This is a genomic window from Aquirufa beregesia, assembly GCF_011090385.1.
Lineage (GTDB): Bacteria > Bacteroidota > Bacteroidia > Cytophagales > Spirosomataceae > Aquirufa > Aquirufa beregesia.
The window spans coordinates 429,246-444,180 of sequence record NZ_SEWW01000001.1 but is presented as its reverse complement, the minus strand read 5'-3'; the positions used below and the strand labels follow the sequence as shown (position 1 = coordinate 444,180).

Sequence of the window (14,935 nt, the reverse complement as noted above, 5' to 3'; positions counted from 1 at the left end):
AATTAAGGTAAATCCTAGCTGTAACCCTCAAAATTAGAGAATGTTTGGTTAATTTTGGAATGATTCATTGATTATATGCTGGTAATTTCTCCAAAGTCAAATGTGTTCCCTATTCCTTCTACGGCTTTTGAAGCAGAGGTGATTGAATTTTGTCAATCTTGGAACGCAGGAAATGAATGGTTTAACTTCCATACTTCTGGTTCTACAGGTCAGCCCAAGGCCATTCGTATTCATCGGAAACAAATGATGCATTCAGCCCAGTTAACAGGTGAATGGCTTGGATTGGAGGCTGGAGATGGCGCTTTATTATGTTTACCGGTCAAGTTTATTGGAGGTGTGATGGTTGTGGTGAGAGCCTTGGTATGGGATTTACAACTCATTATTGTGGAACCCAGTAATCAGCCTGAAATTCCCCAGGAAATACCCATCCGGATGACTTCCCTAGTTCCTCCTCAGTTACAATATATACTACAACAGGAGTCATTGTTAGCTCCATTTAAAGGAGCAAAAGGTGTTTTGGTTGGTGGAGCGGCTATATCTGTTGAGATTGAAAATCTTGCCCAGAAACAAGATTTCCCTATTTTTTTAACTTATGGCATGACGGAAACTGTGTCACATATAGCTTATCGCCCCATATCATTAGAAGCGGATGATTTCCTACATCCTCTTCCGGGGGTTGAAGTAAAGCTGAATGAAGATGCGTGTATTTGTGTTCGATCCCAAGTGACTAATCACAGCTGGATAGAAACCAACGATTTAGCCGAATTAAATGAGGATCAACGATTCCGAATTTTGGGAAGAAAAGATTTTGTCATTAATTCAGGTGGAATGAAATTAATACCTAGTCAAATTGAAAAATACATACAAGCATATTTTCTAGAAAAGGGTATTTCAAGCCTTTCCTTTGTAGCAGGTATTCCTGATGAACTATACGGACAAAAAGCGGTTTTATTTATAGAATCTTCAGAGCAAATTGATTTTGGGGATCATTTAAAACACTATTTATTACAGCATTTGTCTTCAAAACAAATCCCTAAGTCGATTATTTGCCTGCCAAAATTCTTATTTAATTCAAATGGTAAATTGGATAGCCTGAAAACGGTAGCTTTGTATCTTCAATCTTCATCCAAAGAATCTCATGCCCATGACAAATTTTAATTTATTTTATGAGAGTGCTAATAACGTTCCAGCTCCTTACCATTTTGAATCACTCATTCGATTTATTGGATTTGGTACTCCAGAAGCCTCTTTGGAAGTAGAAATTCAATATACCGACCGGGAAGATTTTTCAAAAGAAGAATTAATTGCGGAAGGCTTACCTACGGATGAATCTTGGATTTGGAAAGGAAGTATTTCATCTGCCTGGCAACAAAGGCTAGCAGCCAGATTTGATACCTATAAATCCGGATCTTGTAAGCCTCGTGACGAGGAACCCTTTATTATGTTAGAATATCCTAATTCTACGACCAAAGTGCCTAGAATGTTGGAAATCGAAGAAAATTTAATTCAAGAATTCATTCAATCCATTTTTGAGACTGCTGGGAGAGAATTACCCTTATTTTTAGGATTTCAGTTTAAGAACGAATTGGATGAATGGGTCCGGATTGAGGGTGAATTGTCATTTGAAAATTTAAACTTCACCTATCAGGAATCAGGCTCTGTGTTAAAAACGATTTCGGATTGGGATCGTTTGCAAGCTTTAATGAATACTGTTTATATTGCTGATTTTCAAGCTGATAAAGCTAAAGAAGAATTAAAAAGTATCCATTCTTTTGCGGTATATCCTGGAGATGGATTGTGGTATGTGGCAGGTGACTCCTTGAGAAAACCCGCTGGAAATAACCGGTATTTTGATGGTTTAGAAAATAGTTTAAGAGAAATATTTAAGTCTTAAAGGCCATGGTTTCACCGATTGAAGATCAAATAGCAGACGTATTTTGGGTTCAAAAATCGTCTTTGTCACGTCTTAAAAACACGACTCACAAGGAACGTATTGAGAAATTGAAGTCCATTGAAAAATACATGATTTCTCATAAGAAGGAATTGTTTGATGCACTATATGATGATTTTAAAAAACCATCATCCGAGGTTATTCTGGCGGAGCTATTAGGGGTTAAAAGAGAAATAGACCATATATGTAGTCATTTGAAATCCTGGATGAAACCTCAAAAAGTAGATACTCCACTCCTACTTTTAGGTACTCAAGGGTATGTCCAAATGGAAGCCAAAGGTATGTGCTTAATCATTGCTCCTTGGAATTACCCATTTAATTTAGCTATCTGTCCTTTACTTTTAGCCATTGCTGCTGGAAATGCAGTTATGTTAAAGCCCTCAGAACTAAGTCCAGCCACCTCTTCTTTTATTAAAAAGATGATTACCGCCTTGTTTGATCGAAGTGAAGTGGCTGTTTTTGAAGGTGATGCATCCGTTTCTACCTATTTATTAGAACAAAAATTTGATCATATTTTCTTTACAGGCAGTCCTTTAATTGGGAAATTGGTCATGAAAGCCGCAGCTGAACATCTGACTTCCGTGACCTTAGAGTTGGGAGGCAAATCTCCTGCCATTATTGGTCCTCAGGCGGACATTGATGCTTCAGCCCAAAAAATAGCTTGGGGTAAATTTTTAAATAATGGTCAAACTTGCATTGCCCCAGATTATGTGTATGTGCACGAGAAGCATTATTTCTCCTTTTTAGAAGCTTTAGAAAAGGCGGTGAATCGTTTTTATAATTCTGATAAAAAAGGGGTTCAACAAAGTAAAGATTATGCTAGAATTGTCAATTCTCGACATTTTAGTCGGATCCTTAGTTTACTAGAAGACGCTAAATTACATGGGGCCAATGTATTATTTGGTGGAGAAACAGATGAACAAGATTGTTTCATTGCCCCTACCGTTTTGACCAATTGCCATCATGATATGAAAATCATGCAAGAGGAAATTTTCGGCCCTATTCTACCCATTTTAGTATACAAAGATGAGCAACAGATCATCGATCAATTAGCGAAGGAAGAAAAGCCTTTGGCTCTTTATATATTTTCAGAAAACGAAGAGTTTACGCAGCATATATTAAAAAATACGAGCTCAGGCGGCGTGGTGGTGAATGATTGCTTAATCCATTACGGTCATGGTGAGCTACCTTTTGGTGGGGTTAACAACTCAGGAATTGGTAAAACAGGAGGCAAATACGGTTTTATCGAGTTTTCTAATCAAAAATCAGTGTTAATCCAACATAGCCGGATGATGAAAATGTTATATCCCCCTTACCACGTTAAAGTTCGTTGGATGCTTGATTTTATTTTAAAATGGCTGTAAAGAAATTCGTCTTATTCTTGTGGTTTATAGGTTTGTCGCCTTGGCTAATGGGGCAACTTAATTATTCGTTATTAGATCAAAACCCAGCTTCTGTTCGCTGGAAACGACTACAGGTCCCCAATCAAGCCATACAAATTATCTATCCCGAAGATGCCGATAGTTTGGCACAATTAACTGCATATTATTTGGAAAAACATGTCCCTCAAGTTGGACAAACTATACCTAGTAAACTTCATCCATGGAAAATTGTATTACAAAACAAAGGCATTTATTCCAACGGTTTTGTTAGTCTAAACGCACCAAGGGCTGAATTTTTTACGATTCCCACTCAAAATCCAGCTTTAGTAGGAACCAATGAATGGCTGGAAATGCTCGTGAGTCATGAAACTAGGCATATGTTTCAAAATGAATTGGGGCGACAAGGTTTAGCCAAGGTATTTAGAAGTCTTTGGGGAAGTAATGGACAAGCATTATATTCTAATTTAATCATCCCAAACTGGTTGTGGGAAGGAGATGCGGTAGAGACCGAAACCAGATTGAATCCTATAGGCCGAAGTAAAATTCCCGAGTTCTATTTGCCTTTACAAGCTTATTTAATGGAATATGGTATTCCTTCCTATGGTAAAATGATGGGAAAATCATTCCGACAATTGGTGCCTAATCATTATGTTTTTGGTCAGTATTTGAGTCAATATATTCGTCAAAAGCAGGGAGAATTAGCCATTGGTCAAATCTGGCAAAAAGCATTACAGCGACCCTATCCTTTTGCCTTTTCATCTGTTCTAAAAGATCGAACAGGTCTAAGCATTGATCAATTAAGTCATTTGGCTTTACAAGAATTGAGAGATTCTATCCAATTGAGGCAATTAGCTAGCTCAGATTATTCAGAACAAATCAGTCCCAAGGTTTCTCATGGCTATACTCCCTATGAATATCCATGTTGGATATCAGAAAATACTTTCGTAGCTATTAAATCTGGATTTTCTACGATTCCTGTATTAGTAGAAGTTACTCAAGGGCAGGAAAAGGAATTAACCAAATTAGGTCCAATTTCAGAAATGAATATGCTTTCGGCATCTGAAAAATGGGTGGTTTGGTCTGAAATCAAGTATGATATGCGCTGGGGGCAAAAACAAGGAACACGTTTGGTCTTTTTTAACCTAGAAACAAAGGAAAAGTCTTTTTGGGATGGAGATGAAAAATGGATAAATCCATCCATTAGTCAGGATGGTACTCAAGTTCTAACCCTAGTTCAGAATAATGATGGTTCATCTCATTTGTTGTTGCTTGATGTAGAGACTAGACAGTTGATAAAAAAAATGGGTATTTCTCCTGGAGAACAAGTGCTGCATGCTCGATTAGCAGATCAAAATAGATTAGTTTATGTGCTGAAATACCAGCATCAAAAATCCATTCGAGTGATGGATTTAGAGCGATTTAACTTGATTCATGAGTTTAACTTAGGTAGTAATAATGTAGGGGCGCCTTATTTACTAGGTGATTTTGTTTATTTCAATCAGCCCATTGATGGAATTGATCAGATTGTTCGAATCAATGTAAAAACCAAACAGCAACAAGTGATCACCCATGCCCATTTTGGTGCTTATTCCGCTCAAGTAGTAGCCAATGATAAGATAATATATCAAGCTTATCGTGCTACAGGAGATGCCATTATGCAAAAAAAATTAAGCAATGAGGCATGGAGTCCTATGGTTGTTCAGACAAAGCCTACACGTATTTTACAAGAAGCAAGACCTAATTACTCGAGTCAAAAATATTCCAAATGGAATATTTTCAATGTGTATTCCTGGGGACCACTCATTGCAGCCCAAGGAAATCAATTGGAAATAAGCTTGTTATCTAAGAATGTCACCAACACATTTCAGGCGGGTGTAGGATATCAATATGACCCTAATGAACGTTCTGGAACTCAATTTACTCGATTTTCCTACCAAGGATTATTTCCGGTATTTGATGCATCTTTTCAAAGTAGTCAACGAAGTACGAGTTTGTATATTGATAAACGTGCACCCTTTGACAGTTTACGTACAGATAATTGGATGCAAACTAAAGGAGACCTCGGAATTCGCTTGCCATTTAACTTAACACATTCAGCTTATGCAGAATTTTTAACCATTTCATCCACCTATTCTTTATTTCAGGTTAGTGGCTACGATTTACCCTTACGGTTCAAAAGTGAGGCATTTAATGGCATGTATTCTTCCATGACTCATGCTATTTCCTATTCAAAATTACTGAATAGAGCCTATTGGGATGTGCAATCACCTTGGGGATATCAAATTGGTTTGCACTGGCAAGGAACTCCGTTTAGTCAAAATTTAAATTCGGAAATTTGGTCAGCTCAAGGAAAGGGATTTGTTCCTGGCTTATTCAAGCATCATAGTATTTCCTTGAGGGGAGCCTATCAGCAACAATCCAATGGTAATTATACCTTTGCTAGTACCTTAGCCTTGCCTCGTGGATATACTACCGTGTTATATAATCGTTTGTATACCTTTTCCGCCGATTATAAATTCCGCATAGCTAATACGGATTTTAATTTAGGTAGATTATTGTATGTCAAACGATTAAAAGGAAACATCTTTTTTGATGCTTCACAGGGAGAAAATATCGTAAAAGATGGTACGACTACCACTACATTCCAATCATTCGGTGTAGATTTGTCGTCCCAATTTCACTTGATGCGTTTTGCCCAAAGTTTTGAAATCGGAGTTCGTTGTTTATATAAATCTCAAACCAAGCAAATCGAGTGGTATCCTCTAGTAATCGATATTGGATTTTAATTTTTTCTTGGATAGCCTTGCTTGGGCTGGGCAGTTTATTGATGTCTTGTGAGACGAATCAAGATTCAAAAGGCGAAAAAATACCCCCTGCATCGGCCTTTTTAAAAGGAGAAGATCCACAGCGAGTGATACAATTCGTCAGTGCGATCATTGAAGATAAACCGTCTTCTACCCTCTATTATGTAAGATCTAAGGCATATTTTGCTCAAAGGAAATATTTGTTGGCCTCTGAAGATATTCAAAGAGCGCTTCAAATAGAATCGGGTGATTTGGATTTTTTATTTCTTTCGGCTCAAACTCACTACCACTTAGAAGAATATACCGAGGCCTTAAAAGATGCTAAATCATTAGAGGAAGCAGGTTTTTCTGCTCCAGGATTATGGATTTTATTGGCAGAAATATATGCACAAAATGGCCAAACTAAATTAGCCAATTACTATTTGGCTAAAAGTCTAAAAGTAGGTTTATCGCCCAAGGACAGAGCCTATGTGTATACCTTACGTAATTTATCTGTGGGTGATACCTTATCTTGGATGAAAGCAGTCCGTGATAGCAGTGGCATTTATTTGTCAGATACTCCTTTAGCTCGATTGTATTTCCAACACCAAGGAGATCGGGTACCTATGTTGGATTATCAAGCTCAGTTATTCGCTGCTCGTAAGAAATTCCCCAATGATCCTCATCTACTACGCTTTTGGGCCAGGTTTTTGGCTAAAATTCGTCAAGTTCCTCGGGCCGAAAAAGTATATGCTAGTGTATTAGCTTCCTTTTCTTCTAATCCAAGTTTGTTTGCTGAATTAGGAAATTTTTACTTTAAAAATCGAGACTACTATAAAGCTGTGGCCTTTTTTGATAAAATCCCAAGCGATAGTCCGTATTCTCCTGAAGCCCTATTTACTAAATCCATTTGTTGGCTTTATTTGGGAGAGAGAGTGAAGAGTTTGGCACTGCTGGATTCAGCACAACAATTATACCCTAGCGATGCGAGGTTTAAAAGTTTAAAGTATCGATTGATGAATCGAAATTTGGATTCTGCACATGTTCAAAATGATAGTTTGGCTACAGCGCCCTCTGAAAATTAAAATACGCTCCTAATATTCCTGCTTAATTTGTAAATTGCATAAAATTTGTACGAATGATAAAAATTACTTTTCCCGACGGAAATATCCGTGAGTATAATTCAGGTGTAACACCAATGGAAGTTGCGTTGTCAATTTCAGAAGGTTTAGCAAGAAATGTGTTAGCAGCCAAAGTAGACGATCAAGTAGTAGATGCCTCTACCGCTATTCAAGCTGATGCGCACGTTCAATTATTAACCTGGAATGATACGGAAGGTAAAAAGACATTTTGGCATTCATCTGCTCACTTAATGGCAGAAGCATTAGAGGCTTTATATCCAGGTACGAAATTTGGAATTGGTCCAGCTATTGAGAATGGATTTTATTATGACATTGATTTAGGTGATAAAGAATTTGGAAGTGATCAGTTTAAGCAGATTGAAGATAAAATGCTGGAACTGGCCCGTCAAAAAAGCGAGTACCTACGTAAACCTGTCGCGAAAGCTGATGCTATCGCCTATTTTCAAGAGAAAGACGATGAATATAAATTAGAATTATTAGAAGGTTTGGAAGATGGTTCAATAACCTTTTATACACAAGGAAACTTCACGGATTTATGTCGTGGACCTCATATTCCTCAAACTGGATTTATAAAATCAGTCAAATTACTAAGTGTAGCAGGTGCTTACTGGCGTGGAGATGAGAAGCGTAAGCAAATGACTAGAATTTATGCCATTACTTTCCCTAAAGCGAAAGAGTTGGAAGAATATTTATTCTTGTTAGAAGAAGCTAAACGCCGTGACCACCGTAAACTAGGTAAGGAATTAGAGCTATTTGCATTTTCAGAAAAGGTAGGTCTAGGATTGCCTTTATGGTTGCCTAAAGGAACAATTTTGCGGGAGAGATTGGAGAATTTCTTACGTAGAGCCCAAGTTCGCGCGGGTTATTCACCCGTGGTGACTCCACACATTGGTAGTAAAGAATTGTATGTGACTTCAGGTCATTATGCCAAATATGGTAAAGATTCATTCCAGCCAATTCATACACCTGATGAAGGGGAAGAGTTTCTATTGAAACCAATGAACTGTCCTCACCATTGTGAGATTTATAAAGTCAAACCTCGCTCTTACAAGGATTTACCTTTACGATTAGCTGAGTTTGGAACGGTTTATCGGTATGAGCAATCGGGTGAATTACATGGATTGACACGTGTGCGAGGTTTTACGCAGGACGATGCCCATATATTTTGTCGGCCAGATCAAGTGGAAGATGAATTTATGAAGGTGATTGATTTGGTGCTTTATGTTTTTAAGGCTTTAGGCTTTCATGAATTTTCTGCACAGGTATCATTGAGAGATAAAACGGACCGTGAAAAATACATTGGTCGTGATGAAGATTGGGAAAAAGCGGAAGCGGCCATCATTAAATCAGCGCAAGAAAAAGGTTTACCTTATGTGGTGGAATATGGCGAGGCAGCATTTTATGGCCCTAAGCTGGATTTCATGGTACGTGATGCTCTAGGTAGAAAATGGCAGTTAGGAACCATTCAAGTGGATTATCAATTACCTCAGCGTTTTGAATTGGAATATACTGGCTCAGATAATCAAAAGCACCGTCCCGTCATGATTCACCGAGCCCCTTTCGGTTCTTTGGAGCGTTTTGTGGCTATTTTGATTGAAAATACAGCAGGGAATTTTCCTTTATGGCTGTCTCCAGATCAATTGGCTGTATTGCCGATTTCAGAGAAATATGAAGATTATGCCAATGAGATCTATTTACGTTTACAAGAGCGTGATTTAAGAGGTTACGTTGATCACCGTGATGAGAAGATCGGACGCAAAATTCGTGATGCAGAAGTTTCCAAAGTTCCCTTCATGATCATTGTGGGTGATAAGGAACAAGCAGAAGGATTGGTGAGTATCCGTAAAAAAGGACAAGGCGACTTAGGCTCGATGACTTTGGATGCATTTATGGCTATCGCTCAGGAGGAAATTCAACAATTGACACACGATAAATAGATTTATTGGAGAATATCAATTGCTTGAAACTCTTTTGTTTGCAAATGCGTTAAAATTGATATAGCTTTCGAATTGAATACAAGAATTAACAATAATTATTAAACGAAATTTTACTTTATGGCTTTACGCCCCAATAACAATTACAGAGGAAACAAACGAGAAGAGGAGCCTTACAGAATCAATAACCTAATTCGAGGGGTTGCAGAAGTGCGATTAGTAGGAGAAAATATTGAACAAGGTGTTTATGAGTTTTCTAAAGCCTTAGCGATTGCTGAATCTCAGAGTTTAGATTTGGTCGAAATCTCTCCTAATGCAGTTCCTCCTGTTTGTAAGGTCATTGATTATGCTAAGTTCAAGTATGATCAAAAGAAAAAGCAAAAAGAAATCAAAGCTAATGCCACTAAAACGGTCATTAAGGAGATTCGTTTCGGCCCTAATACAGATGAGCACGATTTTAATTTTAAATTAAAGCATGCGGTTAACTTCTTAAAAGAAGGTGCAAAGGTAAAAGCCTATGTGCATTTTGTGGGACGTACCATTGTTTTCAAAGAGCGTGGCGAAATGTTATTATTGAACTTCGCTAAAGGCCTGGAAGAATTTGGTAAACCAGACGACATGCCTAAATTAGAAGGTAAGCGTATGAGCATTATCTTCTCTCCTAAAGCTGCCAAGAAATAATTTCAATTTTTTTTCATCAAAACAGGGAATTAAAGGGTATTTTTTATACTTTTGCATTCCCAATTTTAAATTTAATTTTTACAATAATGCCAAAAATTAAAACCAACTCTGGAGCAAAGAAACGTTTCAAAGTAACTGGAACTGGTAAAATCAAGCGTAAACACGCTTTTCATAGCCATATCCTTACTAAAAAAACGACTAAGCAGAAGCGTAACTTAGTTCACGCTACCTTAGTTTCTCCATCTGATATGGACCGTGTAAACTTAATGTTAGGTCTTTAATATCAATTTAAGTTATTGTTCAACCAGAAATAAGGCCTAAAGTACTGTAAGAAGTCGCCTCAATTTCAAAAAACAAATTTCTATGCCACGTAGTGTCAACCATGTAGCTTCTAGAGCTCGCAGAAAAAAAATCTTAAAATTAGCCAAAGGCTTTTATGGTCGCGGAAAAAACGTTTGGACCGTAGCCAAAAACAAAGTTGAGAAAGGTTTGCAATATGCATACCGTGATCGCAAAGTAAAGAAAAGAGATTTCAGAGGATTGTGGATTCAGCGTATCAATGCTGCTGCTCGTCAAGAAGGAATGTCTTATTCAGCTTTCATGGGCAAATTCAACAAATCAGGAATGGCTTTAAACCGTAAAGTGCTTGCTGATTTAGCGATGAACCACCCAGATGCGTTCAAAGCAGTAGTTAATAAATTAGGTTAATCCTTTTTTACATACCTTAAAAGAAAGTCCCAAAGAAATTTGGGACTTTTTTCATGCCCAATTTGTATCTTTGTTATACATCCACCCGCTAAGAAATTGAATCGTCCTATCTATTTAGATTATGCCGCCACGACTCCTGTTTTACCAGAAGTTTTGGAAGCTATGATTCCCTATTTTAGTCAATACTTTGGTAATTCAGGCTCCAATCAACATATTTTTGGATGGGAAGCTGCCGATGCAGTTGATCAAGCTCGGAAAACCATAGCCTCTTATTTTTCTGTTAAACCAGCCTCTATCCTATTCACTTCTGGAGCCACAGAATCCAATAACTTAACCATATTAGGTTTGTTGGAACATCAAACTCCTGGACATATCATTTCTTCGCCCTTAGAACATAAAGCTGTGTTAGAGCCATTAGCATTTTTGGCCTCGAAAGGTTGGGATATCACCTATATAGAACCTAATCATCAGGGAGAAATAAGGTTAGACCAAATAACGGCTAGTAAGAAGTCCAATACTCGGCTAGTATCCATCATGTGGGTTAATAATGAAATTGGAACAATCAATGATATTCCTGCCATAGCTCAATGGTGTACACAAGTAGGAATCACCTGTCATAGTGATGCGACCCAAGCATTGGGAAAATTGGATATTTCTCAAGCCTATTTACCAGATTTGCTGAGCTTTTCAGGCCATAAAATTTTCGGGCCCAAAGGTATTGGGGGACTTTATGTGAAAGAGGGGACTCATTTACAAGCCAGACAATGGGGAGGCGCCCAAGAAAGAGGCTTACGAGCGGGTACGCTGCCTGTTCCTTTGATTGTAGGACTAGCTAAGGCAGTAGAAGGTATTCCTCAACTCTTGACCTATTTGCCCCAAATACAAGCAAAAAAGCAAGAGTTAGAAAATACACTTAAAAAATTGTTAGGTGAAAGAATGATTTTAAATTCTATTTCCCAAAATCAAATACCGCATATACTTAATTTTTCCATTCAAGAAGTTGATTGGGAAAAACTTTTTAGATCCATGCCAATGTTAGCTCTTTCTAATGGATCAGCTTGTAATTCTAAATCAACATTTCCCTCACATGTGTTAAAAGCACTTGGTAGAGACGATGATACGGCCTTAGCCAGTCTACGTATTTCTCTAGCTCATACTTATTTGAATGAAGATCATGATTGGGTGATGAATTACTTAGTTAAAAGTCTAGAAAAATTGATATCATGAAAGATTGGATACAAATTGTGAATCGATTGGAACAACTCTTGTTAGAAAATAATGAGTTAGCTCTCGCCACTGTCGTACATGTAGATGGTTCGGCCTATCGAAGACCGGGAGCTAGAATGTTGGTGACAGGAGATGGAAATTGGTGGGGAGCTATTAGTGGCGGTTGTTTGGAAGGAGACATGTTGAAAAAGGCACAAATGGCCATGATGACTCAACAAATCAAATTAGTCACGTATGATACCCGGGAGGATGATCCTTTTCAATTAGGTGTGGGATTGGGTTGTCAAGGACTAATTGATATCGTCATAGATCCAATTCGTTCACATTTAGAAGCTTTTTGTCAAGCGATGAAACAAGCAGTTTCTTCATATGAACCTGGGGTGTTAGGTAGTGAATGGGATGAAAACGACTTGTCCTCTTTTCAATATGTATACTCTCCTCTGTCGGATATTCATTCTTTTGATACAGACAAAAAAGCGATTTTAGTTCAAAAAACGGCTCATTACCGATTGATCCAAGGAAAATCAACCTTATTGGAATACATCCCTCCTATGCCCCGTATTTGGATTTTTGGGAATCAGTTTGACGCTTTGGCATTGATTCAACAAATTAATTTATTGGCTTGGGAGATACATTGGGTGGGGAATGTTCAAAAAATGAATCTTCAAGGAAAGAAATCAGTCAAACAAGTGTATGATTGGGAATCAGAGTATCAAATTCTACCCGATGATTCTCTAGTCATGATGACTCATGACTTTGATCGCGATGTGTTTTTAATGAGAAAGTTAAGTTCTTTGGAAACTTTTGCTTATTGGGGAGTTTTAGGACCTCAAAAGCGAATGGACAAACTACAAGGTCAATTGAATGATGAAGGAATTGATATTTCAGAGCTAAGAAAAAAATTATCTAGCCCTATAGGTCTTGATGTAGGTGCAGAAGGTCCAGAAGAAATTGCTATTTCAATTATTTCAGAAATAATTGCGCAAAAAAATAAGCGCGATGGTCAACCTCTCAAGTTCAGGGACAAGCCAATCCACTAGTAAAACTATTGAATGGAAAGATAGAAAGAGGTATATCCACAAAAAACTCCCAGCGTAGCTGCTGGGAGTTTAAATAAACCTCTAAACCTATTTAACTATTTTACTTCCTCGAAAGCTACATCTTCTGCTTCACTAGCGCCATTGGCAGAAGCATCCGCTGTATTTTCTGTTGCACCTGCAGTTTCACCGGCAGCGTACATTTCTTGGGAAGCAGCAGTCCAAGCTGTATTAAGTTTTTCCAAGCCAGCATCTATAGCGGCTACATCTTGGGAAGCATGAGCTGTTTTTAGTTCAGCTAAAGCACCTTCAATGGCTGATTTGTTTCCTTCAGAAAGCTTCTCTCCATATTCTTTCAATTGCTTTTCAGATTGGAAAATTAAAGCATCAGCTTGGTTGATTTTCTCAACACGCTCTTTCTCAATTTTATCGTTCGCTTCGTTGGCCTTTGCCTCGTTGCGCATTTTTTCAATTTCAGCATCTGTTAAACCGCTGGAAGCTTCGATACGGATTTTTTGTTCCTTACCTGTTCCTTTGTCTTTCGCAGATACATGCAAAATACCATTGGCATCAATGTCAAAAGTAACTTCAATTTGAGGTACTCCACGTTGTGATGGTGGTAAACCATCTAAGTGAAAACGTCCTAATGAACGATTATCCTTAGCCATTGGTCTTTCTCCTTGCAATACATTTAACTCAACAGAAGGTTGGTTATCTGCGGCTGTAGAGAATACTTCCGACTTCTTCGTTGGGATGGTTGTGTTAGCTTCAATTAGCTTAGTAAATACACCTCCCATCGTTTCAATCCCTAAAGATAATGGAGTCACATCAAGTAACAAAACATCTTTTACTTCTCCCGTTAAAACTCCACCTTGAATGGCAGCTCCTAAAGCTACTACTTCGTCTGGATTCACCCCTTTAGAAGGTTTCTTTTCAAAGAATTTTTCTACTTCTTCTTGAATTCTAGGGATACGAGTAGAACCACCTACTAAAATAACCTCATCGATGTCTGCATTAGAATAACCAGCATTTTTCATGGCTCTCTTGCAAGGCTCCAACGTACGTTGAATCAAACTATCAGCTAGTTGTTCAAATTTAGCACGCGTTAAATTGCGAACTAAGTGCTTAGGAATACCATCCACTGGCATGATATAAGGCAAATTGATCTCAGTCGATGCGCCAGAACTTAATTCGATTTTAGCTTTTTCAGCCGCTTCTTTTAAACGTTGAAGCGCCATTGGGTCTTTACGCAAGTCGATGTTTTCATCAGCAATGAATTCTTGAGCCAACCAATCAATGATTACTTGATCAAAATCATCACCGCCTAAGTGGGTATCTCCATCTGTCGATTTTACTTCAAAAACCCCATCACCTAATTCTAAGATAGATACGTCAAATGTTCCTCCACCTAAGTCGAACACCGCAATCTTCATATCCTTACCTTGCTTGTCAACCCCATAGGCTAATGCTGCAGCTGTAGGCTCGTTGATGATACGTTTTACTTCTAAACCAGCGATTTGACCTGCTTCTTTCGTAGCTTGACGTTCTGCATCATTGAAATAGGCAGGAACGGTAATGACAGCTTCAGTTACAGTTTGTCCCAAATAATCTTCTGCTGTTTGCTTCATCTTAGTTAAGATTTGCGCAGAAATTTCTTGTGGAGTATATAAACGGTCACCTATGCGAACACGTGGTGTATCGTTATTTCCTTTTTCAACTTGATATGAAATTGTTTTTAATTCAGAACTAACATCACTATATTTTTTACCCATAAATCTTTTAACAGATGATATGGTATTTTGAGGGTTGGTAATAGCTTGTCTTTTGGCAGGATCTCCTACTTTACGCTCACCATTCTCTAAAAACGCTACAATTGAGGGAGTTGTCCTTCTTCCTTCTGAGTTAGCAATAACAACTGCCTCATTTCCTTCCATTACGGCCACACATGAGTTGGTGGTACCTAGGTCAATTCCAATAATTTTTCCCATGATTATTATTTTATTTTTTCCTCCCATGTAACAAGGAATATGCCATGAAATTAGTTTTATGTAAATGCTGACATATTGTCACGTACTCCACTCTAAATAATA

The 14,935-nt window shown here is 37.9% G+C and carries 12 protein-coding genes; 11 read left to right on the top strand and 1 reads right to left on the bottom strand.

Going from position 1 to position 14,935, the window contains the following annotated elements; all coding sequences use genetic code 11:
- The first annotated feature begins 75 nt into the window (after positions 1-75).
- From EWU23_RS01925 to EWU23_RS01875, 11 genes are all read left to right on the top strand, one after another.
- On the top strand, positions 76-1,158 hold the full coding sequence (locus tag EWU23_RS01925) for an AMP-binding protein (RefSeq protein ID WP_166228260.1): 1,083 nt from the start codon (positions 76-78) through the stop codon (positions 1,156-1,158).
- On the top strand, positions 1,145-1,894 hold the full coding sequence (locus EWU23_RS01920) for a hypothetical protein (RefSeq protein ID WP_166228258.1): 750 nt from the start codon (positions 1,145-1,147) through the stop codon (positions 1,892-1,894). The genes EWU23_RS01925 and EWU23_RS01920 overlap by 14 nt, the downstream gene beginning before the upstream one ends.
- Before the next feature lie 5 nt (positions 1,895-1,899).
- A complete protein-coding gene (locus EWU23_RS01915) occupies positions 1,900-3,315 on the top strand; it encodes an aldehyde dehydrogenase family protein (protein WP_166228256.1) in 1,416 nt (471 codons plus the stop codon).
- Positions 3,306-6,119: a hypothetical protein gene (locus EWU23_RS01910; protein WP_166228254.1), complete on the top strand. Its 2,814-nt coding sequence runs from the start codon at positions 3,306-3,308 to the stop codon at positions 6,117-6,119. Before EWU23_RS01915 ends, EWU23_RS01910 begins: the two co-directional genes overlap by 10 nt.
- A complete protein-coding gene (locus EWU23_RS01905) occupies positions 6,086-7,201 on the top strand; it encodes a tetratricopeptide repeat protein (protein WP_166228252.1) in 1,116 nt (371 codons plus the stop codon). Before EWU23_RS01910 ends, EWU23_RS01905 begins: the two co-directional genes overlap by 34 nt.
- 53 nt (positions 7,202-7,254) lie before the next feature.
- Positions 7,255-9,195, top strand: coding sequence for a threonine--tRNA ligase (gene thrS, locus EWU23_RS01900; protein ID WP_166228250.1), 1,941 nt, complete (start codon positions 7,255-7,257; stop codon positions 9,193-9,195).
- Between the two features lie 117 nt (positions 9,196-9,312).
- Positions 9,313-9,873, top strand: coding sequence for a translation initiation factor IF-3 (infC, locus tag EWU23_RS01895; RefSeq protein WP_109323029.1), 561 nt, complete (start codon positions 9,313-9,315; stop codon positions 9,871-9,873).
- Between the two features lie 86 nt (positions 9,874-9,959).
- Positions 9,960-10,154, top strand: coding sequence for a 50S ribosomal protein L35 (rpmI, locus tag EWU23_RS01890; RefSeq protein ID WP_109323028.1), 195 nt, complete (start codon positions 9,960-9,962; stop codon positions 10,152-10,154).
- Positions 10,155-10,236: 82 nt separating this feature from the next.
- A complete protein-coding gene (gene rplT / locus EWU23_RS01885) occupies positions 10,237-10,581 on the top strand; it encodes a 50S ribosomal protein L20 (protein ID WP_166228248.1) in 345 nt (114 codons plus the stop codon).
- A 96-nt stretch (positions 10,582-10,677) separates the two neighbouring features.
- A complete protein-coding gene (locus tag EWU23_RS01880; protein WP_166228246.1) occupies positions 10,678-11,808 on the top strand; it encodes a cysteine desulfurase family protein in 1,131 nt (376 codons plus the stop codon).
- Complete coding sequence (locus EWU23_RS01875; protein ID WP_166228244.1) at positions 11,805-12,848, top strand: XdhC family protein; 1,044 nt, start codon at positions 11,805-11,807, stop codon at positions 12,846-12,848. Before EWU23_RS01880 ends, EWU23_RS01875 begins: the two co-directional genes overlap by 4 nt.
- Positions 12,849-12,943: 95 nt before the next feature.
- Here the strand turns inward: EWU23_RS01875 and dnaK are convergent, their stop codons facing one another.
- On the bottom strand, positions 12,944-14,833 hold the full coding sequence (gene dnaK, locus EWU23_RS01870) for a molecular chaperone DnaK (protein WP_166228242.1): 1,890 nt from the start codon (positions 14,831-14,833) through the stop codon (positions 12,944-12,946).
- Positions 14,834-14,935: the final 102 nt, after the last annotated feature.

Coding starts and splice junctions, on each gene's coding strand:
- EWU23_RS01925 (WP_166228260.1), top strand. CDS start 76: ATGCTGGTAATTTCTCCAAAGTCAAATGTGTTCCCTATTCCTTCTACG.
- EWU23_RS01920 (WP_166228258.1), top strand. CDS start 1,145: ATGACAAATTTTAATTTATTTTATGAGAGTGCTAATAACGTTCCAGCT.
- EWU23_RS01915 (WP_166228256.1), top strand. CDS start 1,900: ATGGTTTCACCGATTGAAGATCAAATAGCAGACGTATTTTGGGTTCAA.
- EWU23_RS01910 (WP_166228254.1), top strand. CDS start 3,306: ATGGCTGTAAAGAAATTCGTCTTATTCTTGTGGTTTATAGGTTTGTCG.
- thrS (WP_166228250.1), top strand. CDS start 7,255: ATGATAAAAATTACTTTTCCCGACGGAAATATCCGTGAGTATAATTCA.
- infC (WP_109323029.1), top strand. CDS start 9,313: ATGGCTTTACGCCCCAATAACAATTACAGAGGAAACAAACGAGAAGAG.
- rpmI (WP_109323028.1), top strand. CDS start 9,960: ATGCCAAAAATTAAAACCAACTCTGGAGCAAAGAAACGTTTCAAAGTA.
- rplT (WP_166228248.1), top strand. CDS start 10,237: ATGCCACGTAGTGTCAACCATGTAGCTTCTAGAGCTCGCAGAAAAAAA.
- EWU23_RS01875 (WP_166228244.1), top strand. CDS start 11,805: ATGAAAGATTGGATACAAATTGTGAATCGATTGGAACAACTCTTGTTA.
- dnaK (WP_166228242.1), bottom strand. CDS start 14,833: ATGGGAAAAATTATTGGAATTGACCTAGGTACCACCAACTCATGTGTG.